Raw genomic sequence first — 19,214 nt, forward strand, 5'->3', positions numbered from 1 at the left:
TGCGCTTCACCGGAACTGCACGTGGGCCCCGGCCGCCTCACAGCGGCCAGCGGCCGTCCCGACCGCCCCGCCGCAACTCCTGCCCCACCCACTGGAGTCCGGACAGGAAGCCCTCGGCGCCGGCCTGGCACTGGTCGCGCCGCAGGTAGCCGCGGGCGCTGCGTGCCACCGGCGCGGGCTCGACCGCCGCCCGCCGGGTGCTGCGCGCCGGCAGGTAGGCGGACCACACCCACTGCCGGCCCTCGGACTGGGCCACCGAACATCGAAGGGCCGCCCGCTCGATCAGCAACACCCGGACCGCCTCGGCGAGTTCCTCCTCGCTGCGGTAGGTGCGCACGCCCACGCCGAGCGGCCGCCCGTTGGCGGCGCGCAGCGCCCAGCCCAGGCAGCGTTCGGGTGCGGGGACGATCAGCAGACGGGGGCCGCGCCCCTCAGCGGCCATCGGGGCGTCTCAACGAGACGGTGTTCCGGGGAAGTTCACGGCCCGGAAGATCACGAACCGGCCGCTCCCTGGCAGGCCGCTCACGAACGGCTTGGTCGCGAACGGCTTGGTCGCGAACGGGCCGGTCACGCGCGGGCCGGTCACGCGCGGGCAGCTCCCGCACGGGCAGGTCCCGCGCGGGCTGTTTGGCCAGCAGCACGACGAAGCGCCGGAAGGCGTTCTGGCAGGTCGCGTACCGCTCGTACGCGCGGCTGGAGCGCACCTCGGGCAGGCTGCGCGACCCGGGGACGACCCAGATCCAGCCGATGCCGTCCCGGACGTGGGTGATCCGCGCGGTGAGTTCGGCGGCCCCGACGCGTAATCCGTCGAAGCCGCGCTCGGCCTCGCCGGGCGTCTCGAACATGGCGGCGGTGATGGCCACCACCCGGCCGTTCGGCGCCTTCAGCTGCCAGCGGTACCGCCCGTCCGGGGCGCGCTCCGTCCTGAACCCGCCTCGACTTGCCCCTGCTGCGGTGTTCCCGCGGCCAGACGCGTCCACTGCTCCCCCCGTCCGGTTACCCCTCCGAGACCGGTGCAAAGCTATGTGTGCACACGGACCCACGGAAAGCCCAGAACGTTCACAACTTGCGCTGTTGGTCGGGAAGTTCTCCCTCGTTTAACTTTCACCGGCCAACTGCCGAGGAGGATCGGGCCGGGCTCAGAGCCGGGCCGTCCAGCGGACCATGGTGCCCTTCCCGTACGGTCCGGTCTCGTGCCAGGCGGCGCCGCCGAGCGCCTCGGCCCGCCGGGTCAGGTTGAGCAGGCCGCTGCGGCGCCCGCCCGCCGGGATGCCGACGCCGTCGTCGGTCACCGTCAGCAGCACGCCCGGGCGCCCGCCCCGGTCCAGCGACTCCGGGTCGCCGCTCACCGGCCGGCCGGTGTCGTCCAGGTGGGCGGTCGCGTCGATCTCGACGCCGACCCGGGAGGCCCGCGCGTGCCGGGCCGTGTTGGAGAGCATCTCCCTGAGCGCGGCGAGCAGTTGACGGCCGTTCTTCTCCTCGACCAGGCTCTCCACCGGCCCGACGAAGCTCACCGAGGGTTTGAAGCCGAGCGCCGCCGCGGCCTGGCTGGCCTCCCGCAGCACCCGGGTGCGCAGGGTGTCCGGCGCGTCGCCGTGGTTGTCGTGCTGGAGGGCGTAGATGGTGGTGCGGACCTCCTGGATGGTGGCGTCCAGCTCGTCCACCGCCTTGCCGATGCCGACCTTCACCTCGGGCACCACGGACCGCCGGGCCGCGCTCTCCAGCATCATCCCGGTGGCGAACAGCCGCTGGATCACCAGGTCGTGCAGGTCGCGGGCGATCCGGTCGCGGTCCTGGAAGACGGCCAGGCGCTGCTGGTCGCGCTGGCCCTCGGCGAGCCGCAGGGCCAGCGCGGCCTGCGAGGCGAAGGTCTCGGCGAGCTGCTTCTCGGTGTCGGTGAACGGCAGGGCGCCGCGCGGGCGCCAGACGCAGAGTCCGCCGAGCACCCGCCCGGCGGCGACCATCGGGACGGCCATCGACGGGCCGAAGGCGCGGGCGAGCCGGATCTCCACGGTCGGGTCGCTGGACATGTCGTCCAGGTGGACGCTCTCCCCGGCGAGCAGCCGGGCCGCGAAGCTCTCCCTGGGCAGCAGCTCGCCCCGGACGAACTCGGCGGCCTCGCCGGAGGCGTGGGCGACCCGCATCTGCCCGTCGCCGTCCTCCGTCGGTTCGGTCGGGAGCAGGATCATGCCGAGCGCGGCGTCCGCCAGCTCCCGGACCTGCTCGGCCGCGACGGTGAGCGCGGTCTCGGCCTGGTCGGTGGAGAGCAGCGCCGTGGTGACGGCGGAGGCGCCGGCGATCCAGCGTTCCCGGCGCCGCCCCTCCTCGTACAGCCGGGAGTTCTCGATGGCGACGCCGGCCGCCGCGGCGAGCGCGTGCACCACCTGTTCGTCCTCGGGGGTGAAGGCGCCGCCGCCCTTCTTCTCGGTGAGGTAGAGGTTGCCGAAGACCTCGTCGCGGACCCGGATCGGCTCGCCGAGGAAGGTCTTCATCTCCGGGTGGTGCGGCGGGAATCCGGAGGAGCGCGGGTCGGCGCCGAGGTCGGCGAGCCGCAGCGGCTCGGGGCGGTCGATCAGCGCGCCGAGGATGCCGCGGCCGGCGGGCAGGTCGCCGATCTCGGCGGCGGTCTCGTCGTCGACGCCGACGTGGATGAAGTCGGCCAGGCCGGTGCGGCCGGGGGCGATCACGCCGAGGGCCGCGTACCGGGCGTCGACGAGTTCGGCGGCGCCGGTGGCGATCCGGTGCAGGGTGGCGTGCAGGTCGAGCCCGGCGCCGATGGAGACCACCGCCTCCAGCAGCCGCTGCATCCGGTCGGTGACCGCGGCGGCCGACTGCAGGCGCTCCGCGACCTCGGTGACCAGGGTGTCCAGCCCGAGCGAGGCGATCTCCGGCACCCGATGGGGTGTCGGCTCGGGCGCGGCGACGGAGGGCTCTGGCGTGGGGTCCATGCAGAAAGCCTAGTTTGTACGCTTTTCATCCGAAGGACGGCGCGACTCGGGAACCGCGCCCTGCCCGGGCCCGACGAGCGGCCCCGACCAGGCTGAACGGGCGGCCCCGACCGGGTCTAACGGGCGGCCCCGACCGGTTCCAGCAGCCCGTCCGCCTCCCGCTCCCGCCGCCACATGGTGTGCAGCCGCCCGTCCCGGTCCGCGATCAGCTCCGACCAGCGGCCGCGCTCGGCGACCCGGCCGCCGTCCAGCACCAGCACCTCGTCGACGGTGGTGTCGTCCAGTCCGGCCAGCCGGTGGGTGATCAGCACGGTGGTGCGGCCCTCGGTGGCGGCCAGCAGGTCGGTGGTGAGCGCGTCGGCGGTGGGCAGGTCGAGGTGTTCGGCGGGCTCGTCCAGGACGAGCACCGGGAAGTCGGCGAGCAGGGCCCGGGCCAGTGCGAGCCGCTGCCGCTGGCCGCCGGAGAGCCGGGCGCCGTGCTCGCCGACCATGGTGTCCAGGCCGTCGGGCAGGGTCAGCGTCCAGTCCAGCAACCGGGCGGCGGCGAGCGCGGCGCGCAGGTCGTCCTCGGTGGCGCCCGGCCGGGCCAGCCGCAGGTTCTCCCGCAGCGAGCTGTCGAAGACGTGGGCGTCCTGGGCGCACAGTCCGATCACCCGGCGGACGTCCTCGCCCGCGAGCGCACGGCTGTCCACAGCCTGTGGACGGCCGTCAGCGAAGGTGACGCCGCCCGCGCTCGGCTCCAGGAACCGCAGCAGCGCCTGGGCCAGCGTGGTCTTGCCGGAGCCGGACGGGCCGACCACGGCGATCCGGCGGCCGGCCGCGAGGTCGAGGTCGACGCCGGTGAGCGCGTCCACGGCCTGCCCGGGGTGCCGGACGGTCAGTCCGCGCGCGGCGACCGGCAGCGGCTGTTCGGGCAGCGCGGCGGGCGCGGCCGGCTCCGGGACGGCGGCCTCGGCCTCCAGCACCTCGTCCAGCCGGGCCCGCGCGGCCCGGCTGCGCTGGCGCGCCTGGACGGCCAGCGGCATCCCGGTGACGGCCTCGAACGCGGCCAGCGGGGTGAGCACGACCACGGCCAGGCAGACCGGCGCCAGCGCGCCGCCGTGCACCCCCTGGACGCCGACGGCCGCCGCGGCGGTCACGGTCAGCCCGGTGAGCAGCGCGATCAGCCCGGTGCCGAGCGCGGTGGTGGCCGCCGAGCGGGCGGCCAGCCGGGTGAGCGCGGCATCGGCGCCGTGGACGGCCGCGAGCCGGCCGGGCAGCGCGCCGGCCACGGTGAGTTCGGCGGTGCCGGTGAAGGCGTCGACGACGGTGGTGGCGAGCCGCCCGCGCTCCGGGGCCTGCCGCCGTTCGGCACCGGCCGACCAGCGGGCGGCCAGGGCGGGCACCACCGCGCCCGCGAGCAGCAGCCCGACCCCGAGCACGACCCCGGCGGCGGGCAGGAAGGCGCCCATCGCCGCCGCCGCGGCCAGCGAGACCACGCCCGCCACGGCGGCCGGCAGCCGCCAGCGCAGGTGGTGGTCCTGGACCGCGTCGACGTCGGCGACCAGCCGGGAGAGCAGGTCGCCGCGCCGGAAGGCGGGCAGCCCGGCCGGGGCGAGCGCGGTGAGCCGCCGGTAGACGGCGGCCCGCAGGGTGCCGAGGGTGCGCAGCACGGCGTCGTGCGAGACCAGCCGCTCGGCGTAGCGGAAGACGCTGCGGCCGATGCCGAAGGCCCGTACCGAGGTGACGGCCATCATCAGGTAGAGCACCGGCGGCATCTCGGAGGCCCGGGAGATCAGGTAGCCGGAGGTGGCCATCAGCGCGACGGCGCAGCCGAGGGCGAGCGCGCCGAGCAGGACGGACAGCGCCAGCCTCGGGGTGGCGGCGGCTTCGGGCTCGTCCTGTGCCGTGGCGGGGGCGGGTGTCGGCCGCCCGCTGTGCGCGGGCCGCTCGACCGGAGCGGAGGCCGCAGCGGAGGACGTAGCCGCGGCCGGGCCGGCGGCCGGGGCGGGCGCCCCCGCCAGCCGGACCCGGTGGTCGGCGACGGCCAGCAGCGCCGGCCGGTGGGCGACGATCAGCACGGTGCGTGCCGGGTCCTCGGCGAGCGTCCGGACGGCGTCCACGACGGCGGCCTCGGAGGCGCCGTCCAGGTTGGCGGTCGGCTCGTCGAGGAGGACCAGCGGCCGGTCGTCGGCGAGCAGGACCCGGGCGAGCGCGAGCCGCTGGCGCTGCCCGGCGGAGAGCCCGGCGCCGTCCTCGCCGAGCGGGGCGTCCAGCCTGGTCACGAAGTCGAGCGCGTGCGCGGCCCCCAGCGCCGTCCACAGCTGCTCGTCGGTGGCCTCCGGGCGGTAGAGCCGCAGGTTGTCGGCGACCGTCCCGGCGAACAGGTGCGGGTGCTGCGGCACCCAGGCGATCTGCCGCCGCCAGCTCGCCGGTTCCAGTGCGGCCAGGTCGTGGGTCCGCCCGTCGGCGGTGATCCGGACGGTGCCGGCGTCCGGGGCGACGAGGCCGAGCAGGACGGCGAGCAGGGTGGACTTGCCGGCCCCGCTCGGGCCAGTGAGGGCGGTGGTGGTGCCCGGGCGCAGGGTCAGCGCGGCGCCGTCCAGCGCGGGCTCGGTCCGCCCGGGGTGGCGTACGACCAGGTCGGAGACGGCGACGACGGCCCCGGTGAGGGCGGGTGCGGGCACCGTGCCGGCGGCGGGCAGCGGGGTCTCCAGCACCTGGAAGATCTCGTCGGCGGCGGTCAGGCCCTCCACGCTGGAGTGGTAGAGCGCGCCGACCTGGCGGATCGGGAAGTACACCTCGGGGGCGAGGATCAGGATCAGCAACCCGGTCTCCAGGTCGAGCGTGCCGTCCACCAGCCGGAAGCCGACGGTGACCGCGACCAGCGCGACCGACAGGGTGGAGAGCAGCTCCAGCGCGAAGGAGGAGATGAAGGCGATCCGCAGGGTGCGCAGGGTGGCGCGGCGGTAGTCGGCGGTGATCCGGGCGATGGTGGCGGCCTGGGCGCGGGCCCGGTTGAACACCTTGAGGGTGGGCAGTCCGGCCACCACGTCGAGGAAGTGGTGCGAGAGCCGGGCCAGGGTGCTCCACTGCCGGTCCATCCGGCTCTGGGTGGCCATCCCGATCAGCACCATGAACAGCGGGATCAGCGGGAGCGTCCCGGCGATGATCGCGGCCGAGGTGAAGTCGGCGCCGACGATCCGCAGCAGCACGATCACCGGGACGACGACGGCGAGCGCCAGCTGCGGCAGGTAGCGGGCGAAGTAGTCGTCCAGCGCGTCGACGCCGCGGGTGGCGAGGGTGGTGAGTTCGCCGGTGCGCCGGCCCGCCAGGTAGGCCGGGCCGAGCGCGGTGGCGTGGTCGAGCAGCCGGCGCCGCAGGGTGGACTTCACCCGGGCGACGGACCGGTGCGCGGTGAGTTCGGTGAGCCAGCCGACCAGCCCGCGCCCGACGGCCGTCAGGGCGAGCAGCAGCAGCGGCGTGGTCAGTTCGCCGAGGGTCGCCTGGCGCTGGAAGGCGCGGACGACGATCTCGGCGATCAGACTCGCCTGGGCGACCACCAGGGCCGCGCCCGCCCCGCCGAGGAGCACGGATCCGGCGAGGAAGGCACGGGTGGTGCGGGCGTACCCGAGGAGTCGGGGGTCGACCGGCTTCACGGCGTCAGGCCTGGTCGAGCGCGGCGGCCGGGTCGTGCCCGGGGATGTGCTGGACGCCGATGCGCTTGCGGAACACCCAGTACGTCCAGCCCTGGTAGAGCAGCACGAGCGGGGTGAACACCGCGGCCACGATGGTCATCAGCTTCAGCGTGTACGGCGAGGAGGCCGCGTTGGCGACGGTCAGGCTCCAGCCGTCGTTCAGGGTGGAGGGCATGACGTCCGGGAAGAGCGCCAGGAAGAGCATCGCGACGGCGGCCACGATGGTCGCCCCGGAGAGGATGAACGCCCAGCCCTCGCGGCCGAGTTGGTTGGCCGCCAGCGCTCCGACCAGCGCCAGCACCGCGATGACCAGGGCGGCCAGGCTGCGGCCGTTGCCGTTGTCGGCCTGCGTCCAGAGCAGGAAGGCCAGCGCCAGCACCGCCGCCACCACGCCCACCCGCAGGGCGGTGGCCCGCGCCCGGTCGCGGATGTCGCCGACCGTCTTGAGCGCCGCGAACACCGCGCCGTGGAAGGTGAACAGGCTGAGCGTCACCAGGCCGCCGAGGATGGCGTACGGGTTGAGCAGGTCCCAGAAGGTGCCGACGTAGTTCTTCTGCGCGTCGATGTCGACGCCGCGCACGATGTTGGCGAAGGCCACGCCCCACAGGAAGGCCGGGAGCAGCGAGGTCCAGAAGATGGCCTCCTCCCAGTTGCGCTGCCAGCGCGCGTCGTCGCGCTTGGCCCGGTACTCGAAGGCCACGCCGCGCACGATGAGGCAGACCAGGATGATCAGCAGCGGGATGTAGAAGCCGCTGAACAGGGTCGCGTACCAGTCCGGGAAGGCCGCGAAGGTGGCGCCGCCGGCGGTCAGCAGCCAGACCTCGTTGCCGTCCCAGACCGGGCCGATGGTGTTGATCAGGACGCGCCGTTCGGCGGTGTTGCGGGCGAGCGGCTTGGTGAGGATGCCGATCCCGAAGTCGAAGCCCTCCAGGAAGAAGTAGCCGATCCACAGGACCGCGATCAGTACGAACCAGACGTCGTGGAGTTGCATGTCAGATCCCCTGTGGTCCTCAGTAGGCGAAGGCGAGAGGCTTGTCGGCGTCGTCGTCCGAGGACGGTCCGCGCAGGGTCGGGTCCTTGGCGGGGGGCTGCTCGGTCACCACCGGGCCGGCCTTGGCGTACTTCACCAGCAGCCGCACCTCGACGACGGCGAGGATCGCGTACAGCAGGGTGAAGGTGGTGAGGGCGCCGATCTGGGTGCCGACGCTCACGTTGGGGGAGACCGCGTTCGCCGTGGTCATCAGGCCGAAGACGGCCCACGGCTGGCGGCCCATCTCGGTGAAGATCCAGCCGAAGCTGTTGGCGATCAGCGGGAAGCCCATGGTCAGGATGCCGATCCGCCAGCTCCACTTGGTGAGGAACGGACCCATCTCCCGTCCCGGGGTGAGCATCAGCCGGGGCACCTCGGTCTCGCCGGTGCGGAACTCGGGGCGCAGGAACTTCTTGCGCCGGGTGGTCCAGAGCCCGATCAGGCCGGCCACGAAGGAGGTCATCCCGAAACCGATCATGAGGCGGAAGCCCCAGTAGGTGACGAAGATGCTCGGGATGTAGTCCTTGGGGTCGCCGCCGTACTTGGCGGCCTCGGCGGCCGCGGTGTCGTTGATGCCGGGGACGGAGGAGTTGAAGTCGCTGTGGGCGAGGAAGGAGAGTATCCCGGGGATCTCCAGCTCGACCGAGTTGTGGCCCTTGCTGACGTCGCCGACCGCGAAGATCGAGAACGGCGCGGGCGACTGGGTGTCCCACAGGGCCTCGGCGGCGGCCATCTTCATCGGCTGCTGCTCGAACATGACCTTGGCGAGCGAGTCGCCGCTGAGCGCGGTGCCGGCGCCGAAGACCACGGCGAGGACCAGGCCGAGCCGCAGCGAAGTGCGCATCACGGCGGTCTTCTTGGGGTCGGCGCTCTCCGGCTTGCGCTTGGCCTTCCAGAGGTGGAAGGAGGCGATGCCGACCATGAAGGCCGCGCCGGTGAGGAAGGCGGCGGTCAGGGTGTGCGCCACCACGGTGAGGGTGGTGTTCTGGAACAGCACCTTGGCAATGTCGGTGAGCTGGGCCTTGCCGGTGGCCGGGTCGATCGAGTAGCCGACCGGGTGCTGCATCCAGGAGTTGGCCGCCAGGATGAAGTAGGCGGAGAGCACGGTGCCCAGGGCGACCATCCACATGCAGGCGCAGTGGATCTTCTTCGGCAGCTTGTCCCAGCCGAAGATCCACAGGCCGATGAAGGTGGACTCGAAGAAGAAGGCGATCAGCGCCTCCATCGCGAGCGGGGCGCCGAAGACGTCGCCGACGAAACGGGAGTAGTCGGACCAGTTCATGCCGAACTGGAATTCCTGGACGATGCCGGTGACCACGCCCATCGCGATGTTGATCAGGAAGAGCTTCCCCCAGAACTTGGTGGCGTGGAAGTACTTCTCCTTGTTCGTCCTCACCCAGGCGGTCTCCAGCCCGGCCACGATGGCGGCGAGGCTGATGGTGAGCGGGACGAAGAGGAAGTGGTAAACGGTGGTGATGCCGAATTGCCATCGCGCGATGGTCTCGTGAGCGATTGCCAGCTCCACGTCGCCCTCTCTCCAACCGACCGGCCCTGTTGAAGGGCATGTTTCGGACAAACTTCATCTATAGCTGTAGACCGCTGCCCAACCACGCAAGCTTGTCCGCTTGTGAACGTGAACACGTTCACAAGGAGCAGTATCCATCATCCTTACGAAGGAATCGCAGGCGGGGTGTGGTTGACACCTTCGGAACGGTGTGTAGCCGTACGTAGCGGGGCGTGGCCGTGTGTGGCCGTGCGGCGGCGGTGCAGTGGTGAACGCAGTGGCGGTGGGGACAGTCTGCGGAGCCGTCCACGGCCCTGACAACGAACGGCCGGGCAGCCGGCGGAGCGATCTTGGCCGATCCGTCGCTTGACACGACGGCGCCCACGCCGTCGCGGACGGCGTGGGCGCTGACCGGGCCAGGGGGCCCTGGCCCTTTCCGCGTTCTTCCGCTACGCCCTTCGGCTACGTCCGGCCATTACGCCCGGCCGAGGAGCTGGGTGCCCGGGGTGGAGTCGGCGCGGGCGGTGAAGAACTCGGTGAAACCGTGCAGGAACTCCTCCACGGTGATCCGGCCGTCCCCATCCACGTCCAACTGGCGGAACCCGTGCGAGAGTTCGGCCGGATGGACGCGCGGTCCACCGAACACCGCCCGGTACTCGTCCGCCTCCAGGAAGCCGCTGCCGTCGGTGTCGGCGGCGGTGAACACGGCCCGCAGCGCGGGCAGCAGCCCCTGCTCCAGATAGGCCGGATCCCGGTCGCAGCCCGCGACGGTGGCCGCCACGAACTCCTCCCGGCTCACCTTGCCGTCGCCGTTCGCGTCCATCGCCGCGCGCAGCTGCTCCCACCAGCCGTCGAAGGCCTGATACACCCGCGCCTCGGCGGCCTCGTCCAACTCCAGCTGCCAGCACACGTTGTGCGCCATCGCCCGCAGGTCGTGGACGGTGAGGAAGCCGTCGCCGGTCTGGTCCAGCACCTCGCGGAAGAACCGGTCCACCCGGGACCCGCGCGCGTCCCGGCGCGGCGGACGCCACCGGGACGGGGCACCGCCCTGCCCCGGGGAGCGGTAGCGCAGCCGGTCCGGCAGCAGCGGGACGACCGCGCCGGCGCCCCGGTGCAGCAGCCAGGACAGCAGCGCGGCCCGCCGCGTCCGCACCAGCCCGAACCGCTCCCGCACCGCCGGCGGCAGATCCGCCACCGTCAGCGCCGTGATCGCCCGCGCCACCACCGCCCGCAGCACCCGCCACCCGGCGTCGCCGAGGAACCACAGCCGACGCGGCCGCGGCGCCCCGCGCAGCATGTCCTCCAGCAGGTAGCGGGCCGCCTCGGTGAGCTCCAGCCGCTCGCGCGCCGCCCGGGCGAAGTACGCGGGCAACTCGGCCGCACTGCGGGGAAGTTCACCCTCAGGCAGCCCGAAGGCCGCCACCGACCCGGTGAACTCCTGGTACGCCGCCTCCAGTTGACCGGCGTCGTACGGATCCCCGCCCAGCCGCCGCATCGCGACCACGCACTCGAACAGCGTCAGCAGCACCCACGCCCGGGTCGCCGCGTCCTCGGCGTCGTACGCCCGCCCGTCCGGCGCCGTCCCGCGGATCCGCTTGTGCGCCCGGTCCAGCCGCGCGACCTCCCGCCGCAGCGCCTCCCCGTCCTGGTAGAACAGCCGCCGCCCGCTCCCCAGCGTGTGCTCCACCCGCCGCCACGGATGCGCCTGGTACGTCGAGTGCTCGGCCATCCCGGCCCCCACCACCGGATCCGCCGCCTGCAGCACCAGCAGCCGCCACGCGACCAGCGCGATCCGCCACTCGGACAGGTCCCGCCGGAACGACACGCCGGGATCAACCACGGGATCAACCACGGGATCAGCCACGGCGCTCACCGGTGACCTCCGGCCCGATCACGAACCCCTTGGCGGGGCCCTCGGGGATCACGGCCTCCTCCCCGTACGGGATCCGGGTCGAGGACGCGTACGCACGGCGTTCGGGGTCGGGGCGGGAAAGTACGGTCACGGTACCGCCGTGACCGTAGTCATCGATGACCACGTACACCGGAATGTCCGCGGAAGCGTAGGCGCGCGGCTTGAATTCCTGGTCACGGCGTTCGTAGCAGTCGGGCCACACGACCTCGGCGACAAGGGGGATCCCGGACGCCAGAAGCCCCACACCCTCCGGGTGTTCGATCGCCTTCGTGTCGTCCGGTGCCACGGCGAAGTCAGGTTTCATCGCCTTCAAACCGGCGATCACATAACGGCCCTGCGTCGCCGTGTACCCCGTCCCGCGCAGGTGCTTCGTCAGCGCCTTCCTGAGGCCACCTCCCACCGCCGCATGGCGGAGGTCACCGATGACCGAGATGGTGATGCTGTCATCTCCGATCTCTGCGCGCGCGATCTTCGGGACGGCCATGGCCTTCCAGGCCTTCCATAACCTCTGATCAGGGTCCATAGCGATCTCCCGGTGCGTGAGTGAGCACCTGGACCGTCGCACAGGACCGGGGGGCCGGTCGGGTGAACGGCGGGGGTTCACCCGATCGGGGCGTTTCGGGGCCGGGAAACGCGAAACCGCAGGGCGGGCCGGGAGGGGGCCTGCCCTGCGGTTCGGGGGTGCTGTGGGGTTCGCGCCCTCCTCCCGAGCGGGCGCGAACCGGGTGGATCAGGAGGAGGAGCGGGCCGGCTTGCGGCGGGAGACGTAGAGGGCCGCGGCACCCAGGCTGAGGGCCAGGCCGGAACCCAGCGCCAGGTACGGGGTGGCCGGGTTGGAACCGGTCTCGGCGAGCTCGGTGGTCGAACCGGTGGTCGCCTTGGCCGGGGCGGCGGTCGTCGACCTGGCCTGGCTGCTCGCGGTGGTCGCCTTGGTGCCGGCGCCGGTGCCGTTGGTGGTGGTGGTCGCGGTGGTGTCCGAGACCGGGGTGACGGCGGCGGACTGCTGGGCCGGCTGCTCCGCCGGGGCCGGGGCGGGCTGCTCGACCGGCTTCTCGCTCGGCTTGTCGGCCGGCTTGTCGACCGGCTTCTCGGCGGCGGCCTTGGCCTCGGCGAGGGCCTTGTCCGCAGTGGCCTGGGCGGCGGCCGCGGTCTTGGTGGCCTCCTGCAGCACGCCGAGCTTGCGCATCGCCGCGACCTTGGCGTCGTCCAGCGCCGTGCCGGCGGCGGTCACGGCGGCCTTGGCCTTGGTGTCCGCGTCGGTGGCGGCGTTGGCGGCGTCGAACGCCGCCAGCATCCGCACCCTGGCCGCTTCCAGTTCCTCCGGCTTCGCGGAGCGGTACGCGGCCGAGGCCTCCACGGCTTCGTTGTAGGTCTTCTCGTGGGCCGCGGCGGCCGTCTTGGCGGCGGCCTGGGCCTCCTGGAGCTTGCCGAGGTAGGGCTGCGGGTTGTTCATGAAGGCCGTGGTCTCGGCCTGCCCGGCGGCCTCGGCGGCGACGGCGGCCTGGTGGGCCTTGGCCGCGGCGGCGGCGGCCTTCTCCAGCTCCGCGATCGAGCCGGTGTCGTTCCGGGTCTGCGCCGTCGAAGCCGACTCCGCGAAGGCGGGTGCCGCGGAGAGCATGGCTGCGGGCGAGATCACGGCGGCGACGAGGGCGGCCGAGACCAGCGTACGGCGGAGTTTCACAATGACCCCTTTCGGGTCGGAAAGAAAGCAAAAGCCGTGTGCCGGGCTGTTCTTGACGACCCGACGGCGTTGATCATAGGCACACGGATTCTTTACGCTCCATGCCGCATTCCGGCAATGAAATCGGCCCGCCATTGCTTGGTCAGCAAGGGAATTGACGTGTCGACAATGCCGTCAGGAAGTCCGGTCACCGTTGGTGGGCAGTTCGACCCGGAACGTGGCGCCGGCGCCGGGGGCGGTGTCCAGGGTGAGGGTGCCGCCGTGCGCGTGGGTGAGCGCGGTGGCGATGGCGAGGCCGAGTCCGGCGCCGCCTCCGCCGTGCCGGCTGCGGGAGGCGTCGACCCGGTAGAAGCGGTCGAAGACCCGCTGGGCCTGGCCGTCGGTGAGCCCCGGCCCGGCGTCGGCGACCTCCAGCAGGCAGACACCGCCCGCGCCGCCGACCCCGATCCGCACCGGGGTGCCGGGCGGGGTGTGCTTGACCGCGTTGCCGACCAGGTTGGTGACCACCTGGCGCAGCCGGGCCTCGTCGCCGAGGACGGGGGCCGCGCCGGGGGCGCCTGTGCCGGACGGGCCGGTGAGGGAGACGGGCCGGGTCGGGTCGAGGGCGGTGAGGTCGTGCAGCGCGTCCGCGGCGAGGGTGCGCAGGTCCATCGGGGCGAGGTCGAGCGGGCGTTCCTCGTCGAGCCGGGCGAGCACCAGCAGGTCCTCGACCAGGGCGCCCATCCGGACGGCCTCGCTCTCGATCCGGGTCATGGTCCGCTTGACGTCCCCGTCGGTGGGCAGCGCGCCCATCCGGTAGAGCTCGGTGAAGCCGCGGATCCCGGCGAGCGGGGTGCGCAGTTCGTGCGAGGCGTCGGCGACGAACCGGCGCATCCGGGCCTCGGATTCGGCGCGGGCGGCGAAGGCGGCCTCGATCTGGGTGAGCATGCCGTTGAGCGCGATGGAGAGCCGCCCGACCTCGGTGCCGGGGGAGAGTTCCGGCATCCGGTGGGAGAGTTCGCCGTCGGCGATCCGGGCGGCGCCGGCCTCGATCCGGCGCAGTGGCCGCAACCCGGCCCGGACGGCGAAGAAGCCGAGCCCGGCGATCAGCAGCAGGACGGCGCCGCCGATCGCGAGGAAGGAGCTGCGCAGCTTGCCGACGGTGGCGTCGATGTCCGCGCGGGAGACGGCCACCATGACGTAGGTCGCGGTGACGGCGGGCGAGGCGTAGTCGCTGGGGCTGGCGGCGGCCGGGGCCCGGGGGGTCTGGATCGGCAGCACGAGGACCCGCCAGTTGTAGTGGCCGCGCTGGTCGGGCAGGTCGAAGGGGACGTCGGGCTCGGTGCGGGTCGGGTCGAGGCCGGCGAGTTGGGGCGCCGGGTCGCTGTCGGAGACGGGCTGGCGCATGACGGCCTGCACCTTGCCGTCCGAGGAGAGGTACTGGACCAGGTACTGGCTGGGGAGGGTGCTGCGTTTGCCGGTGACGGCGGGGCGCCCGGCCTCCGGGGTGCCGACCCGTACCGGGCCCTTGTGGGACAGCGGCAGCCCGTACCGCTGGAGCTGCTCGTCGAGTTGATCGACCAGCTGCACCCGGACGGTGCCGAGCACGACGGCGTCGCTGACCGCCAGCCCGGTGGTGACCAGCACCAGCGCGAGCACCAGCAGCCGGGCGCGCAGGGACAGCCGGGACAGCCCGGTCAGCCTCGACAGCCGGGAGAACAGCCGGGAGAACGGCCGCCGGAGCAGGGGCAGCCGGGAGAACCGCCGCCGGAACACCGACAGCCGGGTGGAGAGCCGGGCGGGCACGGAGCGGACCGGTCAGCCCTGCGGGGGGCGGCGCAGCGCGTAGCCGATGCCGCGCACGGTGTGGATCAGCTTGGGGCCGTGGGCCGGGCCGGAGTCGAGCTTGCGGCGCAGGTAGGAGATGTACGACTCGACGATGGAGAGGTCGCCGCCGAAGTCGTAGGCCCAGACGTGGTCGAGGATCTGCGCCTTGGAGACCACCCGGCCGACGTTGGCCATCAGGTAGTGCAGCAGCTTGAACTCGGTCGGGGAGAGCGCGACGGGGGTGCCGGCCCGGGTGACCTCGTGGGCGACCGGGTCGAGGCTGAGGTCGGCGACGATGAGCCGGCCGTCCTCGGCGGGCCCGCCGGAGCGGCGCAGGATGGCGCGGATCCGGGCGATCAGCTCCTCCAGGCTGAACGGCTTGGTGACGTAGTCGTCGGCGCCCGCGGCGAGGCCCTGGACCTTGTCGCCGACGCCGTCCTTGGCGGTGAGGAAGAGTACCGGGAGGTGGTCGCCGGGGTGGCCGTGCACGGGCCCGGCGATCTGGCCGCGGTTGGTCCGCTCGCGCAGCTTCTCGACGACGGTGAAGCCGTCGAGGTCCGGGAGCATCACGTCGAGGACGACGAGGTCGGGGCGTTCGACGGCTATCAGGTCGAGGGCCTCGGTGCCGCTGGCGGCGGAGGCGACCCGGAAACCGGAGAAGCGCAGCGAGGCGGCGAGCAGCTCGCGGATGTTGGGTTCGTCGTCGACGACGAGGAGGAAGGCCTCGCCAGGGCCGCCGGCCACCGCGGACCCGCCTGGTGTGGTGACTGTGCCTTGCACGGGGCTTTCGCCTCCTGGTCGGACGATGGCATTCGGCATGAGGCTAGCCCCCGGAGGCTATGCGGCATCGATGAATGTTGGATTAACACCTTATCGGTCGGTTTTTGAAGCACAAGGCCCCCAGCGCAGGCTGGGTGGTATGCGCACGGACGGTAACGCCCCGGAAGCACCGACGGCCGAGAACCCGACGGCCGGGAACCCGACGCCCGCGGCCGGGGAGACCACTCCCCGGCCGCGGAAGGGGCTCCGGTCAGGCGTGCTGACCGGGCCGGTAGCCGCCGGCGGGCATCCGGGTGATGACGTTGCCGCGGTTGAAGGCGTTGATGATCGCGATGAGGGACACCAGGGCCGCGAGCTGCTCCTCGTCGTAGTGCTGCGCGGCGTTCGCCCAGGCCTCGTCCGTGACCCCGCCGGCCGCGTCGGCCAGGCGGGTGCCCTGCTCCGCCAGCTCCAGGGCGGCGCGCTCGGCGTCGGTGAACACCGTCGCCTCCCGCCAGGCCGCGACCAGGTTGAGGCGGGTCGCCTCCTCCCCGCCGTGCACGGCGTCCTTGAAGTGCATGTCGACGCAGAAGCCGCAGCCGTTGATCTGGCTGGCGCGCAGCTTCACCAACTCCTGCGTCGCGAACGGCAGAGTCGACTCCACGATCACCTTGTTGGCCGCGATGAGGTGCTTGAGGAACTTGGACATGGTCTGGCTGGCGAAGGGGTTCAGGCGGGCTTCCATCGTGTGCTCCCTTGTCGTTGTCCGCTGGTGCCCTCTGAGACAGGGCACCCCGGCGGGCCGTGACAGGTACGGATGTGATCTGCGTCACTGCCACCTGGGCACCGTTGGATACCCTGCTCGGCGAACCGAGGGAGGGGTTCCAGTGCCGGAATCAGCCATCACCACGGACGCGACCGGATACCGGCCGCTGCTGTTCTCCATCGCCTACGGGATGACGGGCTCCGTGGGCGACGCCGAGGACATCGTCCAGGACGCCTTCCTCGGTCTGACCCGGGCCGACCAGGCCGGGACCACGATCACCAACCTCAAGGCGTACCTGACCACGTCGGTGACCAGGCTGGGCATCAACCACCTGACGTCGGCCCGGGTCCGCCGGGAGACGTACGTGGGCGAGTGGCTGCCCGAGCCCGTCGTGGTCACCGCCGACCGCCCGGGGCCGGCCGAACACGCCGAGCTGGCCGACGCGTTGTCGATGGCGTTCCTCGTCCTGCTGGAGGCCCTCTCCCCGACCGAGCGGGCGGTGTTCATGCTCCGCGAGGCCTTCGGGTACGGCTACCCGGAGATCGCCGACGCCGTCGGCAAGTCCGAGGCCAACTGCCGCCAGATCCTCACCCGCGCCCGCAAGCGCCTCGCCCCCTCCGCCCAGGCCGTCGACACCCGGGCGCGCAAGGCGGAGGCCGACGAACTCGCCCGCAGGTTCTTCGAAGCCACCGAAGGCGGCGACCTGGACGCCCTGCTCCGACTCCTCTCCCCCGACGTCGTCTTCCACGGCGACGGCGGCGGCAAGGCCCGCGCCCTCGGCAAGGCCCTCACCGGCCTGCGCCGCGTCGCCCAGCTCCTCATAGGCGGCCTCCGCCGCAACCGCAAACTCGGCGTCACGCTGACGCCCGCCACCGTCAACGGCCGCCCGGGCGCCGTCCTCCACGACGCCTCCGGCCGCGTCGCCAGCGTCCTCGAACTCCACATCGCCGACGGCACCATCCAGGCCGTCCACGCCGTCTCCAACCCCGACAAGCTCACCCACCTCGGCCCGGTCTCCGGCATCGGCCTGGTGAAGCCGAGATGACCTGCCGTCACCCATGAGGCCCGGCTGCTTCGGATCAAGCGTCAATGCCCTTGACGTACTCCTCGAAAGGCACCGATTCAGCGACGGCGATCCCCTCTGCCGTGAGCGAGCGACCAAGGGTCAAAAGCGCTGACGGTCGATCAGTTGTCGGTGTGACTCCTGCAGTCCCTCGGGAAGATCGTCCGGCGAGAACCATCGAGCCTCCAGAATCTCGAACGAGGCCACCTCGATCCGGCCACTGACGTACAGTGCCTCGTAGGCGACTTCGACCCGCAGTTGGTAACCGCTCTTCAGGTGCGCCAGCTCGCAGACCTTCACCGTGAGCCCGGTCTCCTCCCGGACCTCGCGCACGACGGTGTCCTCGAAGGTCTCCTTCGCGTTCGCGTAGCCAGTCGGCAGCCCCCACTGCCGGCCCTCCGGCCACATGCGGTGCTTCAGCAGCAGCACCCGGCCGTCCTGGTCACGGACGATACCCGTCACGCCGACCATGAACTTCGAGTGCCACAACCACAGCACCCGCCACTGCATCGGCCCCCGAATGATCCGCCAGAGCCGCGCAGCGATCTTCTTCATGGGTTCGCCCCTTCATCGGTCGGGCCGCTCTCACGCTTCTCGCGCAGTCGACCCACGATCCCGCACGCCACGCCATCGACGCCAACTCTGCGATTTGTCAGATTAATTCGAGGACATCGCGCATCGGGGCTGCCGCCTCACCCGTGGCGGGCGAGCACCAACATATAGGGCGGCAAGGCGCGCTAGAAGGCGATTTCCTGTTCCCTCAAGAACTCGTCCCTGATGCTCTCGATCAGGCTGCGCATCTCGTCACCGGGCAAGGCCACGCCCACGAACCCGTCGAACTTTCGAACATAGACCTCAACGTCGCGAGGGTCAGTGACTACCACCTCGGCATGGACGGTTTCGACCGTGACCATGCGGTCATCCCGGATGACGAAGGAGTGTGCCGGAACGTCGGACTGCGGTGCAGCGAGAGGCACAATTCGAATATCCACATGCGGCAGGCGGGATACGGAGACGATACGGTCCAACTGTCCGGCCATCATTGCGGGCGGGACCAGTCGCCACCGGAGAACAGGCTCGGTGATGACGAATCGCAGCGTCTTGGTGGTGTCGTAGAGGGATTGCTGCCTTGCAAGGCGTGCTGCGACCACCCTCGACAACTGCTCTTCGGTGAGGCCCCTTCTCGCGAACACGGCACGCACGTACTCCGGGGTTTGCAGCAGCCCGGGAACCAGGGAAGGCTGGAACAGGCGAAGAAGCTTGGTCGAGTCGTCCAACGCTTTGATCTGCTGCTGCTTGCGGTGGTAGCCCAGACGCCGGATCAGACGCCACGCTGTCGCCTCCGTGGCCTCCGCCCGTGCAGCAGCCATGTACTCGGCCTTGACGTCATCGGACACGCCTATAGCCGTGAGGATGCGGTCCACGTCGACGACGGTGGGTGACACCTTGCCGGTCTCGATCTTGCTCAACTTGCTCGCAGACATGACAGCGCTGCGGGCCACGGCCTTGGCTTCTTTGCCTGAAGCCTGCCGAAGTTCCCGCAGCGCCGACCCGAGCCGTGTTCTGTTCACTCGCCGTACTGGTCCCACCATTCCGCGAACGACACGGACCGCGCCATCACCGTGTCACGGTACGCCCTGAACTCATCGATCCGACCGCCGTCGAGGAATTCACTTCCGAGATACTTGCCGTTCCCGTCATAGCTCATCGCAGCCACGGTCTCGTCATCGAACAGCCAGAAGTCCGGAGCCTCCGGGACCGGGTTCCCCTGATCAGTCAGGTCCAGAGTTGGACAATCACCCTCGTCACAGGAACCCGCAAGCCTTGTCAGCTCCACCATTGCCCCCTCGATCGCTCGCCACCCCCACGATGTTCCCGAGGCAACCACGACACGGCAAGAGGTTCGCGTTTCCGATACTGGAAACCGCCCAACTTCGAACAGGTGATCAGAAGTTCATCGACCGCACGCCTGTCCGGCGGCAGCCCCTCGCGCGGGTAGGCGCGAGGGGGAGGCGGCTTCGGGGGGGGGGGGGGGGGGGGGGGGGGGGGGGTGGGCGGGGTGGTGGGG

At 71.9% G+C, this 19,214-nt stretch carries 16 protein-coding genes; 1 reads left to right on the plus strand and 15 read right to left on the minus strand.

Going from position 1 to position 19,214, the window contains the following annotated elements:
• Positions 1–37: 37 nt before the first annotated feature.
• The 12 genes from AC07BF_RS18450 to AC07BF_RS18505 all read right to left on the minus strand — a co-directional run bounded on the left by AC07BF_RS18450 (position 38) and on the right by AC07BF_RS18505 (position 16,062).
• Entirely contained in the window at positions 38–442 is a 405-nt protein-coding gene (locus tag AC07BF_RS18450) for a hypothetical protein (RefSeq protein ID WP_363581528.1), read from the minus strand.
• Positions 432–863, minus strand: a complete 432-nt coding sequence (locus AC07BF_RS18455; protein WP_400804413.1) for a hypothetical protein — start codon at positions 861–863, stop codon at positions 432–434. The genes AC07BF_RS18450 and AC07BF_RS18455 overlap by 11 nt, the downstream gene beginning before the upstream one ends.
• A gap of 276 nt (positions 864–1,139) precedes the next feature.
• Complete coding sequence (locus AC07BF_RS18460) at positions 1,140–2,948, minus strand: sensor histidine kinase (protein ID WP_400804410.1); 1,809 nt, start codon at positions 2,946–2,948, stop codon at positions 1,140–1,142.
• A 116-nt stretch (positions 2,949–3,064) separates the two neighbouring features.
• Positions 3,065–6,586, minus strand: a complete 3,522-nt coding sequence (gene cydD / locus AC07BF_RS18465; protein ID WP_400804407.1) for a thiol reductant ABC exporter subunit CydD — start codon at positions 6,584–6,586, stop codon at positions 3,065–3,067.
• 4 nt (positions 6,587–6,590) lie between these two features.
• Positions 6,591–7,616, minus strand: coding sequence for a cytochrome d ubiquinol oxidase subunit II (gene cydB / locus AC07BF_RS18470; protein ID WP_363581534.1), 1,026 nt, complete (start codon positions 7,614–7,616; stop codon positions 6,591–6,593).
• Between the two features lie 19 nt (positions 7,617–7,635).
• Positions 7,636–9,180, minus strand: coding sequence for a cytochrome ubiquinol oxidase subunit I (locus tag AC07BF_RS18475; RefSeq protein ID WP_363581536.1), 1,545 nt, complete (start codon positions 9,178–9,180; stop codon positions 7,636–7,638).
• 454 nt (positions 9,181–9,634) lie between these two features.
• Positions 9,635–10,999, minus strand: a complete 1,365-nt coding sequence (locus AC07BF_RS18480; protein ID WP_478333598.1) for an oxygenase MpaB family protein — start codon at positions 10,997–10,999, stop codon at positions 9,635–9,637.
• A 16-nt stretch (positions 11,000–11,015) separates the two neighbouring features.
• A complete protein-coding gene (locus AC07BF_RS18485) occupies positions 11,016–11,594 on the minus strand; it encodes a Uma2 family endonuclease (RefSeq protein WP_363581540.1) in 579 nt (192 codons plus the stop codon).
• A gap of 207 nt (positions 11,595–11,801) precedes the next feature.
• Positions 11,802–12,752 (minus strand): LAETG motif-containing sortase-dependent surface protein, encoded by a 951-nt coding sequence (locus AC07BF_RS18490; RefSeq protein ID WP_478333599.1) that lies wholly within the window; start codon positions 12,750–12,752, stop codon positions 11,802–11,804.
• A gap of 174 nt (positions 12,753–12,926) precedes the next feature.
• Complete coding sequence (locus tag AC07BF_RS18495) at positions 12,927–14,537, minus strand: sensor histidine kinase (protein WP_478333600.1); 1,611 nt, start codon at positions 14,535–14,537, stop codon at positions 12,927–12,929.
• Between the two features lie 12 nt (positions 14,538–14,549).
• Complete coding sequence (locus AC07BF_RS18500; protein ID WP_244293403.1) at positions 14,550–15,338, minus strand: response regulator transcription factor; 789 nt, start codon at positions 15,336–15,338, stop codon at positions 14,550–14,552.
• Between the two features lie 250 nt (positions 15,339–15,588).
• The gene (locus AC07BF_RS18505; protein WP_363581546.1) at positions 15,589–16,062 is read right to left on the minus strand and encodes a carboxymuconolactone decarboxylase family protein; all 474 of its coding nucleotides are present in this window, start codon (positions 16,060–16,062) and stop codon (positions 15,589–15,591) included.
• Positions 16,063–16,204: 142 nt separating this feature from the next.
• Here AC07BF_RS18505 and AC07BF_RS18510 point away from each other — a divergent pair, with 142 nt between their 5' ends.
• Positions 16,205–17,128, plus strand: coding sequence for an RNA polymerase sigma-70 factor (locus AC07BF_RS18510; RefSeq protein WP_363628038.1), 924 nt, complete (start codon positions 16,205–16,207; stop codon positions 17,126–17,128).
• Between the two features lie 120 nt (positions 17,129–17,248).
• Here the strand turns inward: AC07BF_RS18510 and AC07BF_RS18515 are convergent, their stop codons facing one another.
• The 3 genes from AC07BF_RS18515 to AC07BF_RS18525 all read right to left on the minus strand — a co-directional run bounded on the left by AC07BF_RS18515 (position 17,249) and on the right by AC07BF_RS18525 (position 18,986).
• Positions 17,249–17,701, minus strand: a complete 453-nt coding sequence (locus AC07BF_RS18515) for an NUDIX domain-containing protein (protein ID WP_363628037.1) — start codon at positions 17,699–17,701, stop codon at positions 17,249–17,251.
• 182 nt (positions 17,702–17,883) lie between these two features.
• Positions 17,884–18,717: a helix-turn-helix domain-containing protein gene (locus tag AC07BF_RS18520; protein ID WP_363628036.1), complete on the minus strand. Its 834-nt coding sequence runs from the start codon at positions 18,715–18,717 to the stop codon at positions 17,884–17,886.
• Positions 18,714–18,986 carry a DUF6879 family protein gene (locus tag AC07BF_RS18525; protein ID WP_478333601.1) on the minus strand — a complete coding sequence of 91 codons (273 nt, stop codon included), beginning with the start codon at positions 18,984–18,986 and terminating at the stop codon, positions 18,714–18,716. Before AC07BF_RS18525 ends, AC07BF_RS18520 begins: the two co-directional genes overlap by 4 nt.
• Between the last annotated feature and the right edge of the window lie 228 nt (positions 18,987–19,214).

This window comes from Kitasatospora sp. NPDC043950, assembly GCF_056435345.1.